Source organism: Pontibacillus sp. ALD_SL1, assembly GCF_017355605.1.
In genome coordinates this window covers 2,599,256-2,624,331 of record NZ_CP062974.1, presented here as the reverse complement: position 1 = coordinate 2,624,331, position 25,076 = coordinate 2,599,256, and the positions used below count along the sequence as shown (strand labels likewise).

Sequence of the window (25,076 nt, the reverse complement as noted above, 5' to 3'; positions counted from 1 at the left end):
TCTATACCTATGACGAATTTCTAATAATCAGGTGATAGGATGTCTAAAGATAAAATTTTGACAGCTGATGAAGTGGTAGAACAAGCGAGCCAGTATTTATCTGAGGAAGATACAGGTTTTGTTCGACGTGCCTATGAATTTGCTCAAGAGGCGCATAAGGAACAGTACCGTAAATCTGGTGAGCCGTATATTATTCATCCTGTCCAAGTGGCGAGTATCCTCGTTGAACTAGAAATGGATCCTGTAACGATTGCTGGCGGTTTCTTACATGATGTTGTGGAAGATACGAACGTAACCGTAGAAGAGCTCAAGAATCAGTTTAACGAAGAAGTGGCAATGCTCGTTGATGGTGTGTCAAAGTTAGGGAAAATTAAATATAAGTCAAAAGAAGCTCAACAAGCGGAGAATCATCGTAAAATGTTTGTTGCGATGGCGAAGGATATTCGTGTCATTCTCATTAAATTAGCGGACCGCTTACACAATATGAGAACGCTAAAGCATTTACCTCCTGAGAAACAGCGTCGAATTTCTAACGAAACGCTCGAGATTTTTGCGCCATTAGCTCATCGTTTGGGTATATCTACAATTAAATGGGAACTAGAGGACACGGCTCTTCGTTACTTAAACCCACAGCAGTACTATCGCATTGTTCACCTCATGAAACAAAAGCGTAATGAGAGAGAGTACTATATTGGCGAAGTTATGGATGAAATTCATAACCAACTCGACGAAGTGGATATTACAGCAGAGATCTCTGGGCGCCCAAAACACTTGTATAGCATTTACCGGAAAATGGTGCTGCAAAACAAACAGTTCAATGAAATTTATGATCTTCTTGCTGTACGTGTGTTGGTGAATAGCATTAAAGATTGCTATGCAGTACTTGGAATTATTCATACGTGCTGGAAGCCAATGCCTGGGCGGTTTAAAGATTATATTGCGATGCCAAAGCCTAACTTGTACCAATCTCTTCATACAACGGTTATTGGACCTAAGGGTGATCCGCTAGAGGTTCAAATTCGGACACATGAAATGCATGACATTGCTGAATACGGAATCGCGGCCCACTGGGCTTATAAAGAAGGGTTAAATGTAGAGTCGAATACGCAATCCTTTGATGAACGTTTAACTTGGTTTAGAGAAATCTTGGAATGGCAGAACGAAACCCATGATGCTGAAGAATTCATGGAGTCTCTTAAAGTAGACCTATTCTCTGACATGGTATACGTCTTTACTCCAAAGGGAGATGTCATAGAACTTCCTTCTGGCTCTGTTCCAATTGATTTTTCCTATAAGATTCATACAGAAGTTGGGAATCAAACGATTGGAGCTAAGGTGAACGGTAAGATGGAACCTCTGGATTATAAATTGAAGACAGGGGACATTGTTGAAGTCATGACGTCGAAGCATTCTTACGGTCCATCGAAGGACTGGATTAAGATTAGTCAGACGTCACAGGCCAAGAATAAGATTAAGCAATTCTTCAAGAAACAACGCCGTGATGAAAACATCGCTAAAGGTAAAGAGCTTGTCGAGAAAGAGATCCGTTTGATGGAACTAGAGCCTAAAGAAGTGCTCAACGCTGAAAACCTGGATCGAGTTGCTGAGAAGTTTAATTTCACAAACGATGATGATATGTATGCCGCTGTTGGGTACCAGGGAATAACAGCTGCTCAGATTGCAACTCGTCTAACGGAGAAAATTCGTCGTAAGCAGAATAAAGAAAAAGACCTTGAAGAAACACTTGAAGGTGTTCAAAACGATATTAAACGTCCGCCACACTCCAATAAGAAGAAGAAGGATTCAGGCGTCCGAGTTAAAGGTGTAGATAATTTACTCGTAAGACTTTCTCGCTGTTGCAACCCTGTACCTGGTGATGACATTGTAGGTTATATCACTAAAGGGCGCGGCGTTTCTGTCCATCGTTCTGATTGTCCAAATGTCAAAACAGATGATGTCAGAAACAGACTCCTACCAGTGGAATGGGAGAATACTGGAGAAGACAGTAAGCAGTACAGCCTTGATTTAGAGATTTCAGGATATGATCGAAGAGGACTCTTAAATGAGGTTCTTCAGGCTGTTAATGAAACCAAAACTAATATTACGGCTGTAACAGGAAGATCAGATCGTAATAAAATGGCAACGATTCACATGACCATAATGATTCAAAACATTAGTCATTTACGAAAAGTTGTTGATCGGATTAAACAGATTCCAGATGTATACACAGTTCGTCGTGTACTGCAGTAAGGAGAGTTCGTATGAAGGCAGTTATTCAGCGTGGTCGCAATGCTAGCGTAACGGTTGAAAACAAAGTGACAGGTGAAATAGATAATGGCCTTGTGGTCCTTCTAGGGGTAACGCATGAGGATACAGAAGAAGATGCTAAATATCTTGCAGACAAAATAGTGAATCTCCGAATCTTTGAGGACGAAGAAGGTAAAATGAACTTATCCTTAAAAGATATCGGAGGGCAAATGCTCTCTATTTCTCAGTTCACATTGTACGGAGATACTCGTAAAGGGAGACGTCCGAACTTTATGAACGCTGCAAAACCAGGACCTGCTAACGAATTATATGAATCGTTCAATTCTTTCGTCAAAGACCAAGAAATTTCTGTTGAAACCGGTGCTTTTGGTGAGATGATGGATGTGCAGCTTACAAACGTAGGGCCTGTCACATTAATATTAGAAAGTAAAGATCGTTAAAGTAGATCCATGAAGAGGAGATTTATAGTTGTTTCACTAGTAAATAAACTCCTTATATAGTAAAAGCGCTCCAAGTCTTAATAAGGCTTGGAGCGCTTTTTTGCGATTAGATTAGAAGGTAATAATCATTAAATTATTCGCCTAAATAATCGATAATGCCTTGGACAATACCATTCGTTACTTTATCTTGGAAACCTTTCGTGTGCACAAATGCCTCTTCTTGTGCGTTGGATAAGAATCCTAATTCTAATAGTAAGGCAGGTTGTCGATTTTCTCGAATGACGTGAAAGTCTCCAAACTTGGCTTTCCTATCTCTGAGTCCAGTTGCTTTTACCATCCCATTTTGAACAGCTTCAGCAAAAGCTTTATGCTGATTATGATAGTAATAAGTTCCGATACCAGATACGCTTGGAGATTGAGGGAAACTATTGTAATGAAGAGACAAGAAAGCGTCTGCACCTAACACGTTTGACTTCGTAGCTCTAGAGCTGAGAGCAATATAGGAGTCATTAGGGCGAGTTAAGATAACCTTAGCTCCGGCTAACTCTAAGCGTTCTGCTAAACGCTTTGCAGTCGTTAAGGTAAGATTCTTCTCATAATTTCCATCATGGCCAATCGTGCCTACATCTCGTCCGCCATGACCAGCGTCAATCACAATTGTTTTTCCAACGATGCTTTGTTCTTCATTTGATAGCTCTTCAACACTTGAAGAGCGGCTTGTAACGATCCAGTCAGCAACATAAGCTGATCCGCCGCTATATTCTATTTCATACCATTTGTTTCCATGACTAATGACATTAAATTGTTGTCCCTTAGATCCTCTTCCGATAATACTCGTGTTGGTTGATGGACCTTTTCGAATGTTTGTTCCATTATACAATAAGGTAACAGAATGAGTTTCTTCAGGCTTTGAGGCGACTTTCTTTACAAGCCAGTTCGCTACCCAACCTGTTTTCCCTGAAGCGTATTTAATTTCAAACCAGGAACCTTTTTCTTGTATGTACGCATACTGTTCACCTTTTTTAACCTGACTAACTACTTTTCCTCCCAAATTGCCCTCACTTCTTACGTTTAAAACCGGTGTCTTGATGATGATTTCTCCCTTTTCTGTCTGTTGTTGAGACTGAGATTGTGAAGAATTTAAGACTACAGTTTGGTTCGTTGCTTCACTTGATTGTTCTGTCGTAACAAATTGTTTCCAAACCCATCCACTTTCATTTTTATAAGAAAGTTGAACCCAATTTCCAGATGTACTCTTAAGTGGGTATGTATCACCTTTATCCATACTCCCGATCACGCTGTAAGATGTACCTGCACCGCTTCTTACTCGTAAGTCATCAACATTAGATGTAACTACTGAAGCGTGGGAGGAACGATTGTCATCCTTTAAATCGATGAGCCACTTGGCAACCCATCCCTTTTTATCATTGAGCTGAATTTGAACCCATTTGTCTTTTTCTTGTAGGACAGTGAATGCTTCCGCTTTATGCACTTGGTCTACTTTATTATAGGTTAACCCAGGCCCACTTCTTACATTTAGAGGCTCTACATTAATTATGGCTTTCTGTGCTGCGTTAATTTCCGTGCTCAAGAAGAATAATGAGCTAATCATTAACAAAAAGAGCATGGTGGTGCTGCGTCGTATAAACAAGGTGAATATGCCTCCTTCTTATTTTTTATTACACGAGTATTTATCTTTCTTTCGACATCCTTATAAAAAAACCTTTCCTATCGTGAAATTTTTATGCCGCTTTGGGGAAAATAGATAAAAAGCCACAAAGAGGTGTGAATTATGAGGCAAAGTCGTAAGCATTTAAACTCATCACAAGCAAGTAAAAGCGTATTTGGGGTTCAGTTTCATGACTTTTTAGAGAAGGAACCGCATCTTACACGAATGGAAATGGCTGAGGAATTTGGGGTTTCTTTAAAAGATGTTAAGAAATTGAAAGAAAGCATGGATCGCGCTTGACATTACATGACGTCAACATTATGATAATAAACAATTCCTTTCATACATGTAAGTAGGAAAAAAGTGTTGAAATTATGCGAGACCCGTATTAAAATTCTTATCAGGCTAGAAAGTACTTTTTCACATACATTGATAATGAGTACCGTTGATGGAAAGAGTAGCTAAGGGACGTTTGGAGAAGAGATGAGATACCATCAGGCTGAAAGTATCTCTCTAAATCGCCTTAGTGAAAGACATTCCTTAGGTTCCGCATCGAAAGCAAATGGTTAGTAGGTGTCGGACGTGACAGGCGTTAACTGTTAAAGCGGAAGTATTGTAAATACTTCAACTAGGGTGGCAACGCGGGTAATATCTCCCGTCCCTATTCGATATCTTTGTGTATCGAATATGGGGCGGGAGTTTTTATATGCCTATAGAATCGTGTCACAATTATAAACAATAAGATTTATATCATTTAGGAGGAGTGTACATGAGTCTAAAAGGACCTCGTGGTACCCAGGATATATTACCTGGAGAAGTTGAGAAGTGGCAGTTTGTAGAATCTGTATTATCAGACGTATGTCGTCGCTATAATTATAAAGAAGTTCGTACTCCAATTTTTGAGCATACAGAGTTGTTCCAACGTGGAGTAGGTGACTCCACAGACATCGTTCAAAAAGAAATGTACACATTTGAGGACCGCGGAGGTCGTAGTCTTACCCTTCGTCCTGAAGGGACGGCTTCAGTCGTACGTTCTTTCGTTCAGAATAAGGTGTATGGTTTACCTAACCAACCAACTAAATATTATTACTTTGGACCAATGTTCCGTTATGAACGACCTCAACAAGGACGAATGCGACAATTTGTTCAATTTGGAATAGAAGCCTTAGGCAGTGATGATCCAGCTATTGATGCTGAAGTAATTGCTCTTGCGATGAATAGTTACCAAGAGCTTGGCTTACAATCCCTTAAGCTCGTATTAAACAGCTTAGGAGACCAAGAAAGCCGTGAAGAACACCGTAAAGCTCTAATTTCCCACTTTGATCCTCATCGAGAGGAATTGTGCGAAGATTGCCAGTTACGACTAGATCAAAATCCGATGCGAGTATTGGATTGTAAGAAAGACAAGGATCATCCTGCAATGTCCACAGCGCCTTCTATCCTTGAGTACTTAAATGATTACTCTCGCACGTATTTCGAAAACGTAAAGAGTTATCTTGATAAAATGGGGATTCCTTATACCATTGATCCGAATCTCGTTCGTGGTCTTGATTACTACAACCATACTGCGTTTGAAATTATGAGTGAATCTGAAGGCTTTGGAGCTATTACAACGCTGTCTGGTGGCGGTCGCTACAACGGCTTAGTAGAAGAAATAGGCGGACCTGAAACGTCTGGTATTGGCTTTGCTATGAGTATTGAACGCCTATTAATGGCTTTAGAAGCAGAAGGTGTGACCCTTCCTTTAGAGGAGAAGCTGGATTGTTACATTGTAGCTCTTGGAGAAGAAGCAGAGAAAGAGGCTGCAGGGGTTGTTTATCAGCTTCGTAAAGCAGGGATTCAGGTAGATAAAGATTATGCTGGTAAAAAAGTTAAAGCTCAATTTAAATCAGCAGATCGTCTTCAGGCTAAATATGTATTGGTTCTTGGTGAGAATGAGCTTGCTAACGAACAAATTAATGTAAAGCGTATGGCAACCGGAGACCAAGAAACAATCGCGCTGGCGGATGTTGTGGAATATATGAAGAATGAATTTAAGGGGGAGCAATCATGAGCGAGCATCGTCAATTAAGTGGTGAAATTAGAGAGAATCATATTGGGGAAACGGTCCTATTAAAAGGATGGGTTCAGAAACGACGAGACCTTGGTGGGCTAATCTTTATTGACCTTCGTGACCGTTCTGGATTAGTACAAGTTGTATTTAATCCTGAAGATTCTACAGATGCAATTGAGACAGCCGATAAAGTTCGTACGGAGTATGTTGTTGAAATTTCAGGTAAGGTTGTTGCTCGAGATGAAGCAACGATTAACCCTCAGTTAGCTACAGGTAAAGTGGAAGTGTTAGCAACTGATATTACCATCTTAAATAAGTCCAAAACCCCACCATTTCAATTACATGATGAAACAGATGTGTCGGAAGATCTTCGTCTTAAGTATCGTTATATGGATTTACGTCGTAACCCGTTACAAGAAACGTTTAAGCTTCGCCATAAAACAACACAAGCCATTCGTGATTTCTTAAATAGCGAAGAGTTCTTAGAGATGGAAACGCCAATGTTAACGAAGAGTACTCCTGAAGGTGCTCGCGACTATTTAGTTCCAAGTCGTGTGCATGAAGGGGAGTTTTATGCATTGCCTCAATCACCGCAGTTGTTTAAGCAGCTCATTATGATGTCAGGTTTTGAAAAGTATTATCAGATTGCACGTTGCTTCCGTGATGAAGACTTACGTGCGGATCGCCAGCCAGAATTTACACAAGTGGATATTGAGACATCCTTTATGTCCCAAGAAGAAATCCAAAGCATGACTGAGCGTATGATGAAGAGAGTGCTTAAAGAAACAAAAGGTGTAGACATTCAAACGCCATTCAAGCACATGAGTTATGATGAAGCTATGGACCGTTATGGATCCGACAAGCCGGATACGCGTTTTGGTCTGGAGTTAGTCAACCTTTCTCAAATTGTCAAGGACTCAGGTTTTAAAGTATTTAAATCTGCTGTTGAAACAGGCGGGACTGTCAGCGGGATTAATGTGAAAGGGAAAGCAAATGACTTCTCCCGTAAAGATATTGATAAACTAACAGAATTTGTTAAGATCTATGATGCGAAAGGACTGGCTTGGCTGAAGGTAGAAGAAGGTGAGTTAAAAGGACCTATCGCTAAATTCTTTAGCGAAGAAGAAGCTACTAATCTTCGTGCAGCTCTTGCGGCTGAAGATGGAGATCTACTTCTGTTTGTAGCAGATAAAACTTCTGTTGTGCATGATAGCCTTGGGGCTCTTCGTCAAAAGCTAGGGAGAGAACTTGATCTGATTGATCAAACGCAGTTTAACTTCCTATGGGTAACAGACTGGCCATTATTTGAATATGACGAAGAACTAGGCCGATATTTCGCAGCGCACCATCCGTTTACAATGCCTGAGCGTGAAGATATTGAGAAACTTGAAACCGAACCACAAGAAGTGCGCGCTCAAGCTTATGACTTGGTGTTAAATGGGTATGAATTAGGTGGAGGAAGTCTTCGTATTTATGAAAAGGAAGTTCAGGACCAAATGCTTAAAGTGTTAGGGTTCTCAGAAGAGGAAGCTCAAAGTCAATTTGGTTTCTTATTAGAAGCTCTAGAATTTGGTGCCCCTCCACATGGTGGAATCGCCCTAGGATTAGACCGTCTTGTTATGATTTTAGCGGACCGATCTAACTTAAGAGATACGATTTTGTTCCCGAAAACAGCTTCTGCTTCAGACTTAATGACTCAAGCTCCAGGACCTGTGAGCCAAGAGCAATTAACAGAGTTACATCTTGAGCTTAATGAGAAAGCAAAGCAAGAACAATCAGACAAACAGTAAGAATTGTAATCATACTGTAACGTCGCTTCTTGTTGCCAAGATTCATTAGTTATGCTATGATTTGATTACAAACTAAACGAGCCGATCCTGATGTGTACGTCATCCAACAATCGTTTTGACCGAACATTTTGAACTACGGGAGCTTGAAGTTTCTGTAAGGCATGCAAGCCTTGTTTCACTTACTTAGAGGACGCATAAATTACAGAACAAAGCACCCACTTGCCAAGAGCGGGGTTCAAAACATTGGACTGTGACGGCACGATTGGGATTGGCTTTCTTTTTACATAAGTTACTATACATCCTTAAGGATAGCCTTAAGGTTATTTTTATGCCTTCCTTTCTTTTGATTTTGTTTATGGATCTATAGGAAAAGGAATACTAGATCATAGAAAATGGTAAAGAGGAGTGAGACAAGTGCTTCATCAATTTTCAAGAAATCAGCTAGCCATTGGTCAAGAAGGGATAGACTTAATGAAGGGCGCCACTGTTGCCGTTCTTGGGATAGGAGGAGTTGGCTCTTTCAGTGTTGAGGCTTTAGCAAGAAGTGGAGTAGGCAAATTAATACTCATTGATAAAGATGATGTAGATATAACGAATATAAATCGACAAATTCATTCTTTAATGTCTACTATTGGTCAATCTAAGGTGGATTTAATGGCTGACCGTGTCAAGGATATTAATCCTGATTGTGAAGTGGTTCGTTTACATATGTTTTATACGGATGAAACGTATGAGCGCTTATTTGACCACGACTTAGATTTTGTAGTCGACGCAAGTGATACGATCTCATACAAAATTCATTTGATTAAACAATGTATCGACCGTGATATTCAGATTATTTCATCTATGGGTGCTGCCAATAAGATGGATCCCACAAAATTTGAAATTGCAAATATTTTTGACACAAGTTATGACCCAATTGCACGTGTCATTCGAACGAAATTACGAAAAGAAGGCTATAAAAAAGGGATTCCAGTCGTTTTCTCTAAGGAACAGCCTATAAAAATACGGGAAGATGTTCGTCAAGAAATTACTCCAGACAACCCAAACACTCGAAAAGCGGAGCAGCCTCCGTCTTCAAATGCGTTTGTTCCTTCAGTAGCGGGATTGATTATGGCAAGTCATGTTGTACAAGAGATCTTAAAACCCATTAATATTGAACGCTACTAAAAAACCCGGCATCAGCCGGGTTTTTTCTCTTAACGAGCTACTTGTTCAAGATTACCGTTCTTCTCCATACGAAAAGCGGGCTTTGATGAGAACTGTTCGTCTTCATCAAATGCAATCATTTTCCGAGCGCGATCCATGACTTGCATTAATACTTGATAGTCTTCTTGAATCATAACGTATTGTTTCTCCATTTTACGGAGTTTATTTTGTAACTGATTGTTTTCGTTTTGTAGCTGCTGGTTCTCTTCTTCAATTTGCTTGATGTGTGATTGCGATTGGTTCGCGCTTTGTGTTTGGCGTTTTAGTTCTTTTAATGAACGAATAATGTGATCAAAAGAAACAACCGGTACTTCTTCCTGATATACAGCGGTGTCTGCATATTCAGGAGCTTCCATAGCTACAGTCTCGAACTCTTCTTCTTCCACAACTAGAGAAGAAGCAGGTGCCGGAAGTTGATGTTCTTCTCTTGTAAATGTTGGGGCAGTGGTTGTAGCAACCTTTTGTTGTTTAGCAAGAGCACGTTTCTTTTCTTTACGCTGACGCTTAGCTAAATCTATGGCTTGATCATACTTTTTGCGGATCTCAGCATTCCAGCGAAACCCACAAGCTGCGGATGTACGATTTAAATGGTCACCCACTTCATCGAAAGCTTTTAGCTGGGTACTACCTTCACGGATATGACGCAGAACGGTTTCTGCTAACAGTAAATCGTCTTCATGAGACCAGGCATCTTGTCTTACTTTTACCATAATCATTCTCTCCTTTTCTAATAAACCAATGAAATTACTAGAACTAGTTTCTTAATGTTGTTCCTATTATGGGGAGAGATGAAAGAAAATATACCTGGCATCATACAAATATTTACTTTTTCTTTTGTTTTTGAATCGTTTCATACACTTGAGCAAGCCCTTTTTCAAACTTACCCGTCTTCTTAGGTGAATAGTAGAGGGCGTTTTTAATAGAGTCAGGGAGGTACTGTTGATCTACCCAACTATTCTCATAGTTGTGTGGATATTGATACTCAATTCCTCTCCCTAATTTTTCTGCACCCTTATAATGAGCGTCCTTAAGGTGGGCTGGCACTTCACCACTTTTTCCTTTACGTATATCTGATAAGGCAGAATCTAGCGCTTTGTATGCGGAGTTAGATTTAGGTGATAAGCAAAGTTCTACAATGGCATTAGCTAATGGTATGCGAGCCTCAGGGAATCCGAGTCTCTCAGCTGCTTCAACCGCTGCCATTGCTCTTGGTCCTGCTTGCGGATTAGCTAATCCGATGTCTTCATAGGCGGTCACAACCATTCTACGCGCAATGCTATCAAGGTCTCCTGCTTCAATAAGTCTGCCTAAGTAATGTAGGCTTGCATTAACATCACTGCCACGTATAGATTTTTGGAAAGCTGAGAGCACATCATAGTGAGCGTCTCCGTCTTTATCATGAGAGAAACTCTTCTTTTGCATGCATTGTTCAGCTGTATCGAGGTCAATTTCTATTTGTCCATTTTCCGTCTCAGGGGTTGAAAAAGCTGCCAGTTCTAGACCGTTCAATGCAGACCGCAAGTCACCATTTGCAGAATGAGCAAAGTGATCCATAGCCTCATTTGATACCTCTATATTTAAGTGGCCTAAGCCTTCGTCTTCATCAGCAATGGCGCGGTTAATGGCACCTTTCACATCTTCAATATCTAAGCGTTCAACTTCAAACAAATGACATCGACTTCGAATCGCTGGATTAATGGAATGATATGGATTACTCGTTGTACATCCGATAAGTGTAATTAAATTGCTTTCCACATGTGGAAGCAAGAAATCTTGTTTTCCTTTATCAAGTCGGTGCACCTCATCTAGAATCAGGACAAGTTGACCTGACATCTTCGCTTCTTCTACAGCGATTTCCATGTCCTTCTTCTTATCTACGACAGCATTTAAGGTTTTAAAGCGTAAGTTTAAGCTTTTTGCAAGAGCCATGGCCATTGATGTCTTGCCTGTACCTGGAGGCCCAAAAAGAATCATAGAGGCCAAACGCTTGGCATCTACCATTCTACGAATCATCTTCCCTTCCCCTACAAGATGCTTCTGTCCAATAATATCGTCAATATGTTTCGGTCTCATTCGAAATGCTAATGGTTGTTGGCTCAAGGGGGGACACACTCCTTTACGTTCTAAATTTAATCATATATCCTTATTTATATACTTCAATTAAAGGTTGTTACAGCAGAGTGTTCGGGGTAGCTATAATAGGTTCGCTTTCTTTAGTTCGAGCTGTTAAACCTATTATAGGTATCTTTTGTACTATTATAAATAAAAGCTACAACCACCTTACACTCTATATGAAGTAAACAAGATGTCAGTTTAACTAAGATAGTTCACCTTAAAAATTCTCTCAATAAATGGAGATAACCTAAATACATGCTGTGTAAACAAATATGCAACTTAAGAAATCATTAGTATATTCTTAAAGGGTAAAGATGTAGGCGCTAAAATGCAAGAAGGTTGCCATTCGTGCTATAATATCTATTGGTGTTAAAATAGGAGTGATTACGCTCTCTATATAGAAAGGATCATGAATATGACAACAGAGAATAAACGTGTTCATTCAAAAGATCCGGTGAAGAAGCAAACATTTACTCAACGTGCAACTTTCATACGTTGGTCTTTTTTTGTTGTAGGGCTTATTATTCTAGCGTTAGGGATATCTCTAACGATTAAAGCAGATCGTTTTGGAATTGGGCCTTGGGATGTCTTCCATGTTGGTCTTAATGAACAATTCGGATTAACCGTTGGGTCGTGGTCAATTATTGCTGGTTTAGTGGTTGTCGGTTTTACATCGATTGTCACAAAATCATGGCCCCAAATTGGTACAATATTAAATATGCTTCTTATTGGTGTCTTCATTGATATTTTTAACTACGTGCTACCATCCCCGGAAACTTTATGGAGCAACATGGCTGTATTTTTATTGGGGATTACGGTATTAGCATATGGAATTGGGATTTACGTCGCTCCAGGACTAGGGGCTGGTCCACGTGATGGTTTAATGTTAGTCATTCGTGATTTAACGGGCTGGAAAGTTCAATGGGTACGAAATGGTATTGAAGTGACGGTATTCCTTTTAGGTTGGCTTTTAGGAGGACCAGTTGGTGTCGGCACAGTCGTCATTGCCCTGGGTCTTGGAACGATTGTTGGGTATTCTTTGCCCCAAACTAAGAAATTATTAGACTATATGATAAGAAGAGGTGAAGCTCATGAAAATCTCTACCAAGGGACGTTACGGTCTGACCATCATGATCGCACTAGCCAAGAAATACGGTGATGGTCCGATATCTTTAAAATCCATTGCTCGAGAAAACAATTTATCTGAACACTATTTAGAGCAACTTATTGCTCCGCTTCGAAATGCGGGCTTAGTTCGAAGCGTTCGTGGCGCATATGGCGGCTATATGTTAACCAGGAACCCAGATCAAATAACTTCTGGTGACGTCATTCGGGTACTAGAAGGACCAATCAGTCCAGTTGAGGGTATTGAAGACGAAGAACCTGCAAAACAAGCGCTTTGGATGCGGATCCGTGATGCTGTGAAAGATGTACTAGATACGACAACGTTGCACGACCTTGCGCAACATGACGATTCTGATGAACAAGAAGCGTACATGTTCTATATTTAAAGAAATGAGAGGATCTCTAATATGAATTCAATTTACTTCGATCATGCGGCAACAACTCCTATGAGAAAGGAAGTCATTGAGGCAATGGTTCCTGTGATGGAAGAAACATTTGGAAATCCATCAAGTGTTCATGCCTATGGGCGAAAAGCTCGTAAGATATTAGATGACGCTCGCCGCACGGTGTCGTCCTTCTTAAATGCGAATGAAAAAGATATTATCTTCACAAGTGGTGGTACTGAATCGGATAACCTTGCTCTAATAGGAGGAGCAAAGGCGAACCAGAGTAATGGTAAGCATATTATTACAACATCAATTGAACATCATGCTATATTACATGCAGCTGAATATCTCGAATCTGAAGGTTTTGATGTAACGTATTTACCGGTTAATGAGTCAGGCCGAATTTCAATGGATGACTTCAAACGTGAACTGAGAGAAGATACAGTGCTTGTTTCTGTTATGTATGTTAATAATGAAACAGGTGTAATCCAGCCTGTTGCTGAAATGGGAGCTCTGCTTGAAGATCATCAAGCTTTATTCCATACAGATGCTGTTCAGGCGTTTGGAACAATGCCTATTGACGTAAGCACTTTAAATGTGGACATGCTCACATTTTCAGGTCATAAGATTAACGGTCCAAAAGGCGTTGGGTGCTTATATGCTAAAGAAGGGATCCTCCTTGAAGCAAGACAACATGGAGGCGAGCAAGAAAGAAAGCGTCGCCCTGGTACTGAGAATACAGCAGCAGTAGCGGGACTTGCTAAAGCTGTTGAGCTTGTTGAAGAAGAGCAAAGAGCTCGTCTTACACAGTACAAGCTGTATAAGAAGATTTTTATGGATACACTGAAAGAACAAGACGTTTCTTTTGAAGTGAACGGAGATCGTATCAATCTTCCGACGATTGTAAATATCAGTTTCCCTGGTGCGAACGTAGAGACACTTCTTACTAACTTTGATCTCTCGGGTATTGCCGCATCAAGTGGTTCTGCTTGTACCGCAGGTTCCATTGAGCCTTCTCATGTATTAAGTGCAATGTTTGGCGAAGGAAATGAGCGTACACGAAACTCGATTCGATTTAGCTTTGGCCTTCAGAACACAGAGGATAATGTTCGTGAAGGGGCAGAAAAAGTTGCTTCTATCGTGAAGCGAGTAACAAAGACAACCTAGGGTGGTGACAACAATGAAAGATCCGAAAGATACAAGGGTAGTCGTCGGCATGTCAGGTGGTGTTGACTCATCTGTTGCTGCACTTCTATTGAAAGAACAAGGATATGATGTAGTAGGGATCTTTATGAAAAACTGGGATGATACAGATGAAAATGGTGTCTGTACGGCTACAGAAGATTACGATGATGTTATTCGTGTTTGTAATCAATTAGATATTCCATACTATGCAGTAAACTTCGAGAAACAATACTGGGATAAAGTTTTCACTTATTTCCTAGATGAATATAAAAAAGGGCGTACTCCAAACCCAGATGTAATGTGTAACAAGGAGATAAAGTTCAAAGCCTTTATGGACCACGCTATGTCTCTTGGTGCCGATTATTTAGCTACAGGACACTATGCACAAGTTCAGCATAATGGAGAGCGTTATGAAATGCTACGTGGTGTTGATGATAATAAGGATCAAACGTATTTCTTAAACCAACTCTCTCAAGATGTCCTTTCTAAAGTCATGTTCCCACTTGGGCATATTGAGAAATCACGAGTTCGTGAAATTGCCAAAGAACATGATCTAGCAACAGCCTCTAAGAAGGATTCAACAGGCATTTGCTTTATCGGCGAACGCAATTTCAAAGAATTCCTTAGTCAATATCTTCCTGCTCAACCTGGGAATATGGAGACAATGGACGGAGAAGTAAAAGGCAAGCACGATGGGTTAATGTATTATACATTGGGCCAACGTCAAGGTCTGGGAATTGGGGGGCCAGGTGGTCCTTGGTTTGTAATTGGTAAAGATGTAAAAGAGAATATTCTTTACGTCGGAGAAGGTTACCACAACGATCTTTTATACTCAGATGGTCTTGAAGCATCTGAATTAAACTGGGCTACCGGTGTCGTACCAACTGAAACGTTCACGTGTACTGCGAAATTCCGTTACCGCCAAAAAGATAGTGGAGTTACCGTTACACCACTTGAAGATGGTCAAGTTAAAGTTGTCTTTGACGAGCCAGAACGTGCAGTGACTCCAGGTCAGGCAGTTGTATTTTACGACGGCGACGTTTGTCTTGGCGGAGGAACAATTGATCAAATTGTGAAAAATGGCGAATATTTAACATATGTAGGATAATATAAGAGGATGTCCCAAAGCGAGTACTCCCCTGGTAAATGACTTTTAGGACTGGTCATGTAAAGGGGGACCGTCCTGGGGCACCTCTTTTTTTAAGGTGCTTTGTTTGGGGTGAAAAGCATAGGCTCTTTCTTGTGCGATCACGTCTGGAAATAAATTTTCTGATACAATATTGAGAGAGAAAAAGTTCTTTCCCCAATGCGTATTATAAACAACGGATTACAACTAGACGGTAATCATAATTAGGATTTTAATGTAGGAGGAATTATCAATGGATTACTTAACACAAGGTATTCAATATATGCAGGAGCAAAAATATGAAGAAGCGGCACAAGCATTTACACAAGCTATTGAGGAGAACCCAACTGAACCATTAGGTTATGTGAACTTCGGGAATCTTTTGTTACACATGAATGATCGAGAACGAGCTGAGCGATTCTTCAAAAAAGCGATTGAGTTAAATGAGGACGTTGCAACGGCTCATTATGGACTAGGTAATGTCTATTATGAACAGGAAAAATATGATGAAGCAGTAGAGCCGTTTCAAAAAGCTATTCAAAAAGGCTTGGAAGAGAGCGATGCCTATTATATGCTGGGACTAAGTTTATTGTATCAGGAGCAATTTAAGTTCGCTCTTGCTTATTTACAACGTGCTACAGAGCTCTCACCTGACGATGCTGAAGTGCATTTTCAATATGGCCTTTGCCTTGCACAAGTAGGCATGATTGATGAAGCGATTCAAACGTTTACGAAAGTTCTAACTCTAAACGATGAACACAGTGATGCTCATTACAACTTAGGTGTATCCTATCTATATAAAGAAGACCCAGAACTAGCTTTGAAACATTTTGGATTGGCTATTGATATTCAGCCGGACCATATGCTGGCAGCCAATGCTAAAGCTAAAGTGGAAGAGCTACTAGAGCAAAATCAGGGAGAATAAAAGGAGTAGAACCCTATGGCAATGGAGAAGCAATTAGAAGAGAATTTCGAACCGGAGAAAGGCTTCATCAAAGGGGAACCACTGCGGATGATTTACCATAATGATGAAGAACACTTTTCCATTGCACTGGTTAAAATCATCGAGACAAATGAATCCTTTGATGAAAATGAAATTGTATTAAAAGGACACTTTTCACCATTAGACGAAGGAGAGCACTACACGTTTTATGGGCGTGTGACCAATCATCCGAAATTTGGCGAGCAGTATCAAGTTGATCATTATCAAAAGGAAGTTCCAACTTCTAAAGAGGGCATAGTGGGGTACCTCTCAAGCGATTTGTTCTATGGAATAGGAAAAAGAACCGCTGAGAACATCGTGGCTATACTAGGAGAACAAACCATTAGCCGGATTCTGCAAGATCCTTCTGTATTGAAGGATGTACCTGGGCTGAAACAAGATAAAGCTGACAGGCTGGTTGCTGACTTGAAGCAGCATCAGGGTTTTGAACATATCGTCATTGGATTATCCGAATATGGCTTTGGCTTACAAATGGCTCAGAAAATATATGAAACGTACCAAGACCAAGCGCTTGAAATCTTACAAGAAGATCCTTATCAATTTGTATTTGATATTCAGGGGTTTGGTTTTAAACGGGCCGACGAGGTCGCTTCTCACAACAATATTGCATTTGATCATCCTACAAGAATTCAAGCAGCTTGTATGTATGCTTTAAATCAAGGGAGCAGTCATGGACATGTCTATATGACCTTTGGAGCTTTGCAAGATGAAGTATTAAGCATTCTACAAGGATCATCTGGTGTTATTACAAATGAGATTATTTCCCGAGAAATAGCGCAGCTTGTCGAAGATGAGAAGGTGCTGGTGGAGCAAGAGAAGGTTTATTTACCATCGCTTTTCTTTGCGGAAGCCGGGTTTGCTAAGCAGCTTCACAGAGTCATGCTCTCTGAACTTGAAGAAGAATTTACACAGGCAGAGTTAATGAAAGTGGTTGGAGAAATTGAAGATGAGGAAAGCATTAGTTACGGGAAAGAGCAGTACGATGCTATTGAAAAAGCCCTTCATTCTAAAATGATGATCCTAACAGGTGGACCAGGAACAGGGAAGACCACTGTCATTAAAGGAATTGTAAATGCTTATGCTAAATTGAAGCGGAAGTCTTTAAAGCCTGCTGATTATGGCAAAGATGAACCTTTCCCATTCCTTCTGACTGCCCCGACGGGAAGAGCTGCTAAACGTATGAATGAGTCAACAGGCTTACCAGCTGTAACGATACACCGTTTGCTTGGGTGGACAGGTGGAGAGTCTTTTGATAAAGATCAGAACAACCAGCTGAGTGGGAAAATCTTAATTATAGACGAATTTTCTATGGTTGATATATGGCTTGCGAACCAACTATTCCGGGCGATCCCTTCTGATATGCAGGTATTATTGGTTGGGGATGAAGATCAATTGCCATCTGTCGGTCCAGGACAAGTGCTGTCTGACTTGTTGTCGACTGATTACATACCGGCCACACAACTTCAAGAAGTGTACCGTCAAAAAGAAGGCTCGCAAATTATACGATTGGCACACGACATGAAAAAAGGAAAGTGTGACGAAGAGTCGTTATCCAAGTCCCATGACTTTTCTTTTATCACTTGTCATGAGCCGCAAGTGCTACCTGTCATTCAGCAAGTTTATCAAAAGGCAATGGCAAGAGGTCACACGTTAAAGGATATTCAAATCCTTGCACCCATGTATCGAACAAAAAATGGTATCCATCAGCTGAATCAGGAGATACAAGCATTAGCTAACCCTTATTCTAGACAGCGCAGGGAAATTAAAATGAAAGATGATCTGATCTATCGCTCCGGTGATAAAGTCATCCAGCTTGTGAACCAACCTGAGTCTGGGGTATATAATGGGGACATTGGTGAGATTGTGGCGATTTACAAAGCCGATGAAACGAAAGAACAAAAAGAAAAACTTGTTGTTTCATTTGAAGGGAAAGAAGTGGAATATCTACGTAAAGATCTCAATCAACTTATGCATGCGTATTGTACCTCTATCCATAAGTCACAAGGGAGCGAGTTCCCAATCGTTATTTTACCTGTAGTGAGAGGTTATAGCCGTATGCTTAAGCGAAATCTTTTATACACTGCTGTGACAAGAAGTAAACAATCGCTTATCATTTGCGGCGACCAGGAAGCTTTTAAGCGAGGAGTTGATACGGTGGACACGAATCGCCGTTTCACGGATTTACCTGATAAAATTAAAATTTACATGGAAGCGGAAGTAAAAGATGAAGAAGATCTGGATGAGGAAGAACTTTCCCCTTATGACTTCATGTGAATCGCACATACTATAACTGTTCCACGAATGATTTATTGTGGAGCATACCATTGGGTGCCAGTAAATTCATCGAAAAAGTGTATGACTGATCTTTTTCAGGGCAATAATGGCAACTAGAACTTACAAGAGTAAGGAGTTGCCAATATGCATTGTCCAAACTGTAAGCGAAAAGATATCGGGAAAATTGGAAATAACCAATATTACTGTTGGACCTGCTTTATAGAGCTTTCAACAACTAAAGGCAAGGTCCACGTACACCAAGTTGAAGAAGATGGCTCCCTAAGCTCTCTAGATGACTTGTTTGGAGACGAAGAGCAAACAGCCCAATGGTAAATCCATTTACGGGTGGTGAAGCGAATGAACAGAACGTTCTCTTCTCTTGCAGCACTTGGAGTGGGTGCAGCCGCACTTTACTCTAGGTCCAAAAGAGGTCGCAAGAAAGACTTCTCCGATATGTTCTCAAAACGGTCTATGAAGCGTATGCGTAAGAGAGTAAGTAAAGCTTTCCGCTAAATAAAAAACAGGCCCCGCCAACGCGGGGCCTGTTTTTATTTTTAAATATGCATATTTAAGAATGGGTAGTTACCTTGAATAATGCAAGCTAAGACAATTTATTGAGTGTGGGGCCTTTACCGTATAGGTGCTTGGGCAGGCTTGGAGACAACTCGCTTTCCTGCGGGGAGCTGGGAAGCCTCCTCGTTCGCTAACGCTCTCTGTGGGGTCTTCCCTAGGCTCCTTACCCCGCGGGAGTCTCGCAGTCTCAAAGCCTGCCCTGATGTTAATAAGTGAACGGCCCCGCTTATTATAGTTTCTCTTAAGCCCACTATCTCCCAAATATGGCGGTTTCCGTCTCTCCTCCTTAAGCTCCATTAAAGCTGACGGAAACCTCTCTACATCTATCGCAAAAAATTTCTATCTCAGCTTTAAGTCTTCTACAAAATGGAACTTGTGTGGAACAGGTTGGGGAATAGCTTGATTAGAAAATCTGTAAGCGATAGGTATAAAAGCTTCATAAACCATTCAACCTAATATAAATAGGAGAGTGGGGTGAAAATGATGGGAAAAGGATCTTTAACGCTTCAATGGATCTATAGGTCTGTATTAGTGTTGTTAGTGTTATTAATCGTATATTTAATTGTAAAGCTCTTTCCTTTTTATGAAGCGTTTTTGCAAATTTTATTTCGTCTTTTTATCCCATTCATCGTGTCCTTGTTTATTGCTTATTTGCTTCACCCTGTAGTAGAGGGATTATATCATCGTAATGTTCCACGTTGGCTTGCTATAACTCTGATTTATATCTTCTTCTTTGGTGGAATTGGATATGTGGTATATAAAGCTTATCCGTTATTTTTAAAGCAGATTAAAGGCTTAAGTGAAAGCTTGCCTGGGTTTGTTGAAACGTATAGACAATGGATCTATGAGATGTATGAAAGGACGTCGTTCCTGCCAGAGACTGTTCATGACCGCATGGATGTTATGTTAACAAATGTAGAACAACTGGGTGAGGATTTCATTCTTTCTATTGGAAACCGTTTAACAGGTATGTTTGATGTATTCATTATTCTTGCGGTCATTCCTGTTCTCGTTTTTTACATGTTGAAAGATTATCCGATTATGTCTACAACGCTCTATAAATTAACCCCAAAGCGGTACCGAGAAGAGGGGAAAGAAGTCTTACGTGATATTGATAAAAGTTTAGGAAGTTACATTCGGGGACAGCTTCTTGTATGTTTATTTGTTGGCTTAATTTCAATATTGGCATTGTGGTTGATTGGAATGAAGTTTCCTCTCATACTCGGAGGAATCATGGGGATTACGAACATTATTCCTTATTTTGGTCCGATTATTGGGGCGGTGCCAGCCGTGGTGATTGCATTTACGATGTCGACGAAAATGGTGCTTTTCGTCGTTATTGCTGTATTTATCGTTCAACTTATAGAAAGTAACTTATTGTCACCATTTATTGTGGGAAAGAGTCTTCACATGCACCCAGTCCTTATTATCTTTGCTCTGTTAATTGGAGGGGAGATCGGTGGCATTATTGGTATGATTATAGCTGTTCCCGTTCTCACCATTATTCGAGTCCTTATTCATCATACAAAGATGTTTCGGCAAGAACGTTGACATTTCGCATTTTGTTTTCTATAATTTTGGCATAAACAAATGACTAGAATCGGATAAACAATACGTAGAAGGATCGAGTACATAGCAGACCATCTTACTAGAGAGAAACTCCCTTGGCTGGAAGGAGTTTTAGATGAAGGGCTATGGAACGCTAATTCCTGAGTGCAGGTAAACACTGCCGGGTTTCGCTCCGTTATAGTGAAGGTAGAGGTAAATATACTCTACATGAAGTGATGAATTCTTTTATGAGTTCATAATCAGGGTGGTACCGCGATAACTCTCGTCCCTGCATATAATGCAGGACGGGAGTTTTTTGTGTTCAATTGTACATACTCGATCTATACGCTGTTGTATTCGAAAATATAAGGAGGCCCCTTCCATGAAAACATTAACCTCTGCACAAGTGCGCCAAATGTACCTTGATTTCTTTAAAGAGAAAGGACATAGCGTTGAGCCTAGTGCATCTCTTGTTCCATACGAAGACCCAACACTACTTTGGATTAATAGTGGGGTAGCAACTTTAAAGAAATATTTTGACGGTAGCGTGATCCCTGACAATCCTCGTATTGTAAACGCGCAAAAGTCGATCCGTACGAATGACATTGAAAATGTAGGCAAGACAGCACGTCACCATACGTTCTTTGAAATGCTAGGGAACTTCTCAATTGGAGATTACTTCAAGAAAGAAGCCATTGAATATGCTTGGGAATTCTTGACGAGCCCTGATTGGATCGGCTTTGATCCAGAGAAGTTATCCGTAACCGTTCACCCGGAAGATGATGAAGCATTCAACATGTGGAAAGACGATGTAGGTGTACCGGAAGAGCGCATCATCCGTCTTGAAGAGAACTTCTGGGATATTGGTGAAGGTCCAAGTGGTCCGAACACAGAAATTTTCTATGATCGTGGTGAGAAATACGGAAACGATCCAAAGGACCCTGAGCTTTACCCAGGTGGGGAAAATGAGCGTTATCTTGAAATTTGGAACTTGGTGTTCTCCCAGTTTAACCACAATCCAGATGACACCTATACACCACTTCCAAAGAAAAACATTGATACGGGGATGGGGCTAGAACGTATTGTGTCTGTTATTCAAGACACACCAACCAACTTTGAAACAGACTTATTCAAATCTGTTATCGAGTATACTGAAAAGCTAGCAGATACAACATACGGTAAAGACGAAGAGAAAGATGTTTCCTTTAAAGTTATTGCGGACCACGTTCGTACCGTAACGTTTGCTGTTGGAGATGGAGCGCTTCCTTCCAATGAAGGTCGTGGATATGTTCTTCGTCGTTTGCTTCGTCGTGCAGTACGTTATGCTAAACAAATTGGAATACATGAACCATTTATGTTTAAGTTAGTTGAACATGTGGCAGACATTATGGAAGATTTCTATCCGGAAGTGAAGAAGAAGCAAGACTTTATTGAGACGGTTGTCAAAAATGAAGAAGAACGCTTCCATGAAACGTTAAACGATGGTTTATCAATCTTGACGGAAATTATTAAAGAGGAAACGGCTAAAGGGAAGAATGTATTCCCAGGTACAGAAGTATTCCGCTTATATGACACCTACGGGTTCCCTAAAGAATTGACAGAGGAATACGTGCACGAAGCAGGATTCACCCTTGACGAAGAAGGTTTCCAGCAAGAAATGGAACGTCAAAGAGAGCGCGCTCGTAATGCTCGTCAAAAAGTTGACTCCATGTCTGTACAAGAAGGTGTATTAGGAGAAGTAACGGTAGCTAGTGAATTTGTGGGCTATGACAATCTTGAAACGTATACCACCATTACAGAGCTTGTAAAGAATAAAGATTTCGCTTCTGTTGCACAAGCCGGTGAAGAGGTTTATATCTTCTTAGAGAAAACTCCTTTCTATGCAGAGAGTGGTGGACAGATTGCCGATAAAGGATATATCCAAACTGAATCTGCAACACTTGAAGTACAAGATGTTCAAAAAGCACCAAACGGGCAAAATCTACATCGTGCGATTGTTCAAGAAGGTACCATTCAAAAAGACGAACAAGTGAGAGCTACAGTAGAACGCGGAAATCGTTCTCACGTTATTAAAAACCATACGGCTACCCACTTGTTGCACCAAGCTCTAAAAGATGTTCTAGGTGAACATGTTAATCAGGCTGGTTCTCTTGTAACAGGCGATCGTTTGCGTTTTGACTTCTCTCACTTTGGATCCGTTTCTGAAAAAGAGATCGAGCAGATTGAAACAGCTGTGAATGAAAAAGTATGGGAGTCCATACCAGTTGCAATCGATAACCATACCTTGCAAGAAGCGAAAGACATGGGCGCGATGGCTCTGTTTGGAGAGAAATACGGCGATGAAGTACGTGTTGTTAAAGTTGGCGATTACTCTGTCGAACTATGTGGTGGTTGCCACGTATACAATACAGCGGAAATTGGTTTGTTTAAGATTATTGCGGAATCTGGCATAGGCGCTGGTACCCGTCGTATAGAAGCTGTTACCGGAAAAGGTGCCTATGAGTATATGAACGGAAAAGAAGTTCTATTAAACAAAGCAGCTGACCTATTAAAAACGAAACCAGACACTGTTCCAGAGCGTATTGAAGGATTATATCAAGAAATGAAAGAAGTACAAAGGGAGAAAGAATCTCTTTCTGCTAAATTATCTAATCATGAAGCATCTTCTATCCTGGATCAATTTGAAGAAGTAGAAGGCGTTTCTCTATTAGCTAAGCAAGTCGACGTTTCCGATATGAATGCACTAAGAAATATGTTAGATGACTTAAAACAAAAAGTATCTTCAGGCATTATTCTTCTTGCATCTGTTAACAATGGTAAAGTACAGTTAGTATCAGGTGTAACAAAAGATTTAATCGATCAAGGATATCACGCAGGGAATCTGATTAAAGAAGTAGCTACTCGTTGCGGCGGCGGCGGAGGCGGCCGTCCAGATATGGCACAAGCTGGTGGTAAAAATCCTGATCAAGTAGAAGAAGCGGTAAACTATGCAAAAACATATGTTCAAACCGTTGCAAATCAAGGATAATAGGAAATAGATAGTAAAAAACTAGCTGTATTCTCAAAATGAAGCTTACACGTAAGCGTTATGTGGGTACATCTATAGAGAGGTGATTGTATGAGTTCCATGGATAAAACAATGAAATTCAATTTTCCAGAAGAACCGTTTGATGAAAATGTGAAAGAAGTCTTGCTTTCGGTTCATGAAGCTCTAAGGGAAAAAGGGTATAACCCGATCAATCAGATCGTGGGGTATTTATTATCCGGGGATCCTGCTTACATTCCTCGTCACAAAGATGCTCGGAATCTAATTCGCAAGATGGAACGCGATGAATTGATCGAAGAACTAGTGAAATTCTATCTAGAACAACAACAAGAGGGTTAACATGAAAACAATTGCTTTAGATGTAGGAGAAAAAACAATAGGGCTCGCAGTAAGCGATGCTTTTGGCTGGACAGCGCAAGGGTTAACAACCCTTCGCTGGACAGAAGGTGAGTATGAAGATGCCTTTAAAAAACTAGAACCATACATGAAAGAGCATGAAGTGAGTAAACTAGTTATTGGACTTCCGAAAAACATGAATGGTACGATTGGGCCAAGAGGTGAAGCTTCTCAAATCTTCGCAGAAAAGGCAGAGGCTTACTTCAACGTTCCGTCAGTTTTATGGGACGAGCGACTAACTACAATGGCAGCAGAACGCGTGTTGCTAGATGCAGATGTGAGTCGTAGTAAACGAAAGAAAGTCATTGATAAAATGGCTGCTGTAATGATTTTACAAAGTTATTTAGATGCTAATTCAAATTGAGGTGTTAATATGAGTCTAGAAGAAAAAGAGCGAATTATTATTCCAGATGAAAACGGTGAAGAACATTTATTTGAAGTATTATTTAGCTTCGATGTAGACCAAACAGGTCACTCTTATATTGCTGTTGTTCCTGCAGAACAACAGGAATCAGACGAAGAAGTTGAAGTATTTGCTTTCCGTTACCAAGAAAAAGAAAACGACGACGATGACCTAGCTCTATACCAGATCGAATCTGATGAAGAGTGGGAAATGGTTGAAGAAGTACTAAACACACTAGTAGACGAACAAGAATAACAAAAAAGAGGCCCCCACAAGGGCCTCTTTTTTTGTGTCCAATAATAAGGATGAGAATAGGGCTCGTTACTTTTAGTTAGTGTTAGGGGTATGTGGGGTGACTCGCTTTCCTGCTTTCCAGGTGCAAGTCATGTGGCAACGCTTTTGTTTATACAAATCAAGGCAAAGGAGGGCCGGGGAAAATGCGAGACTCCCGTGGAAAAACGGAATTC

Annotated in this window: 22 protein-coding genes, 1 other RNA gene and 1 other annotated feature; of the genes, 20 read left to right on the top strand and 3 right to left on the bottom strand. The window is 40.5% G+C overall.

The features are described from left to right. Window positions 1-39: 39 nt before the first annotated feature. Together IMZ31_RS13385 and dtd are read left to right on the top strand one after the other, a co-directional pair. Window positions 40-2,250, top strand: coding sequence for a RelA/SpoT family protein (locus tag IMZ31_RS13385; RefSeq protein WP_207527819.1), 2,211 nt, complete (start codon window positions 40-42; stop codon window positions 2,248-2,250). An 11-nt stretch (window positions 2,251-2,261) separates the two neighbouring features. After that, window positions 2,262-2,708: a D-aminoacyl-tRNA deacylase gene (gene dtd, locus IMZ31_RS13380; protein ID WP_188651346.1), complete on the top strand. Its 447-nt coding sequence runs from the start codon at window positions 2,262-2,264 to the stop codon at window positions 2,706-2,708. A 133-nt stretch (window positions 2,709-2,841) separates the two neighbouring features. Here the strand turns inward: dtd and IMZ31_RS13375 are convergent, their stop codons facing one another. Beyond that, window positions 2,842-4,359 carry an N-acetylmuramoyl-L-alanine amidase family protein gene (locus IMZ31_RS13375; protein WP_207527818.1) on the bottom strand — a complete coding sequence of 506 codons (1,518 nt, stop codon included), beginning with the start codon at window positions 4,357-4,359 and terminating at the stop codon, window positions 2,842-2,844. A gap of 141 nt (window positions 4,360-4,500) precedes the next feature. Here IMZ31_RS13375 and IMZ31_RS13370 point away from each other — a divergent pair, with 141 nt between their 5' ends. From IMZ31_RS13370 to IMZ31_RS13350, 5 genes are all read left to right on the top strand, one after another. Continuing rightward, on the top strand, window positions 4,501-4,677 hold the full coding sequence (locus IMZ31_RS13370; RefSeq protein ID WP_207527817.1) for a helix-turn-helix domain-containing protein: 177 nt from the start codon (window positions 4,501-4,503) through the stop codon (window positions 4,675-4,677). Window positions 4,678-4,813: 136 nt separating this feature from the next. Beyond that, window positions 4,814-5,043: a binding site (T-box leader), on the top strand. A 103-nt stretch (window positions 5,044-5,146) separates the two neighbouring features. Continuing rightward, window positions 5,147-6,430: a histidine--tRNA ligase gene (gene hisS, locus IMZ31_RS13365; protein ID WP_207527816.1), complete on the top strand. Its 1,284-nt coding sequence runs from the start codon at window positions 5,147-5,149 to the stop codon at window positions 6,428-6,430. Next, window positions 6,427-8,220, top strand: coding sequence for an aspartate--tRNA ligase (gene aspS / locus IMZ31_RS13360; protein ID WP_207527815.1), 1,794 nt, complete (start codon window positions 6,427-6,429; stop codon window positions 8,218-8,220). The genes hisS and aspS overlap by 4 nt, the downstream gene beginning before the upstream one ends. 81 nt (window positions 8,221-8,301) lie before the next feature. Further along, a non-coding RNA gene (ssrS, locus tag IMZ31_RS13355) (6S RNA) lies at window positions 8,302-8,493 on the top strand. A gap of 141 nt (window positions 8,494-8,634) precedes the next feature. Further along, on the top strand, window positions 8,635-9,390 hold the full coding sequence (locus tag IMZ31_RS13350) for a tRNA threonylcarbamoyladenosine dehydratase (RefSeq protein ID WP_207527814.1): 756 nt from the start codon (window positions 8,635-8,637) through the stop codon (window positions 9,388-9,390). Between the two features lie 29 nt (window positions 9,391-9,419). On the opposite strand, the gene IMZ31_RS13345 is transcribed toward IMZ31_RS13350, so the two are convergent. Further along, the gene (locus IMZ31_RS13345; protein ID WP_207527813.1) at window positions 9,420-10,139 is read right to left on the bottom strand and encodes an RsfA family transcriptional regulator; all 720 of its coding nucleotides are present in this window, start codon (window positions 10,137-10,139) and stop codon (window positions 9,420-9,422) included. Between the two features lie 112 nt (window positions 10,140-10,251). After that, window positions 10,252-11,529 (bottom strand): replication-associated recombination protein A, encoded by a 1,278-nt coding sequence (locus tag IMZ31_RS13340; protein ID WP_207527812.1) that lies wholly within the window; start codon window positions 11,527-11,529, stop codon window positions 10,252-10,254. Window positions 11,530-11,959: 430 nt separating this feature from the next. Between IMZ31_RS13340 and IMZ31_RS13335 the strand changes: the two genes are divergently transcribed. The 13 genes from IMZ31_RS13335 (at window position 11,960) to IMZ31_RS13275 (ending at window position 24,864) form a co-directional block, all read left to right on the top strand. Next, a complete protein-coding gene (locus IMZ31_RS13335) occupies window positions 11,960-12,703 on the top strand; it encodes a YczE/YyaS/YitT family protein (RefSeq protein ID WP_052115102.1) in 744 nt (247 codons plus the stop codon). After that, entirely contained in the window at window positions 12,636-13,055 is a 420-nt protein-coding gene (gene cymR, locus IMZ31_RS13330; RefSeq protein ID WP_188651362.1) for a cysteine metabolism transcriptional regulator CymR, read from the top strand. Before IMZ31_RS13335 ends, cymR begins: the two co-directional genes overlap by 68 nt. 21 nt (window positions 13,056-13,076) lie before the next feature. Then, window positions 13,077-14,222, top strand: a complete 1,146-nt coding sequence (locus IMZ31_RS13325; RefSeq protein WP_207527811.1) for a cysteine desulfurase family protein — start codon at window positions 13,077-13,079, stop codon at window positions 14,220-14,222. A gap of 13 nt (window positions 14,223-14,235) precedes the next feature. Beyond that, window positions 14,236-15,348 (top strand): tRNA 2-thiouridine(34) synthase MnmA, encoded by a 1,113-nt coding sequence (gene mnmA / locus IMZ31_RS13320; protein WP_207527810.1) that lies wholly within the window; start codon window positions 14,236-14,238, stop codon window positions 15,346-15,348. A gap of 271 nt (window positions 15,349-15,619) precedes the next feature. Then, a complete protein-coding gene (locus tag IMZ31_RS13315; RefSeq protein ID WP_207527809.1) occupies window positions 15,620-16,291 on the top strand; it encodes a tetratricopeptide repeat protein in 672 nt (223 codons plus the stop codon). A gap of 15 nt (window positions 16,292-16,306) precedes the next feature. After that, window positions 16,307-18,643: an SF1B family DNA helicase RecD2 gene (locus IMZ31_RS13310; RefSeq protein ID WP_371825453.1), complete on the top strand. Its 2,337-nt coding sequence runs from the start codon at window positions 16,307-16,309 to the stop codon at window positions 18,641-18,643. Between the two features lie 144 nt (window positions 18,644-18,787). Beyond that, a complete protein-coding gene (locus IMZ31_RS13305; protein ID WP_036785611.1) occupies window positions 18,788-18,976 on the top strand; it encodes a hypothetical protein in 189 nt (62 codons plus the stop codon). Between the two features lie 24 nt (window positions 18,977-19,000). Then, window positions 19,001-19,156 carry a DUF3918 family protein gene (locus tag IMZ31_RS13300; RefSeq protein ID WP_188651370.1) on the top strand — a complete coding sequence of 52 codons (156 nt, stop codon included), beginning with the start codon at window positions 19,001-19,003 and terminating at the stop codon, window positions 19,154-19,156. A gap of 540 nt (window positions 19,157-19,696) precedes the next feature. Then, entirely contained in the window at window positions 19,697-20,767 is a 1,071-nt protein-coding gene (locus IMZ31_RS13295; RefSeq protein WP_242705721.1) for an AI-2E family transporter, read from the top strand. Between the two features lie 379 nt (window positions 20,768-21,146). Beyond that, window positions 21,147-23,792, top strand: coding sequence for an alanine--tRNA ligase (alaS, locus tag IMZ31_RS13290; RefSeq protein ID WP_207527808.1), 2,646 nt, complete (start codon window positions 21,147-21,149; stop codon window positions 23,790-23,792). A 90-nt stretch (window positions 23,793-23,882) separates the two neighbouring features. Next, window positions 23,883-24,149 carry an IreB family regulatory phosphoprotein gene (locus IMZ31_RS13285; protein WP_036785619.1) on the top strand — a complete coding sequence of 89 codons (267 nt, stop codon included), beginning with the start codon at window positions 23,883-23,885 and terminating at the stop codon, window positions 24,147-24,149. A gap of 1 nt (window position 24,150) precedes the next feature. Continuing rightward, the gene (gene ruvX, locus IMZ31_RS13280; RefSeq protein ID WP_207527807.1) at window positions 24,151-24,570 is read left to right on the top strand and encodes a Holliday junction resolvase RuvX; all 420 of its coding nucleotides are present in this window, start codon (window positions 24,151-24,153) and stop codon (window positions 24,568-24,570) included. Between the two features lie 9 nt (window positions 24,571-24,579). Further along, the gene (locus IMZ31_RS13275) at window positions 24,580-24,864 is read left to right on the top strand and encodes a DUF1292 domain-containing protein (protein ID WP_036785625.1); all 285 of its coding nucleotides are present in this window, start codon (window positions 24,580-24,582) and stop codon (window positions 24,862-24,864) included. Window positions 24,865-25,076: the final 212 nt, after the last annotated feature.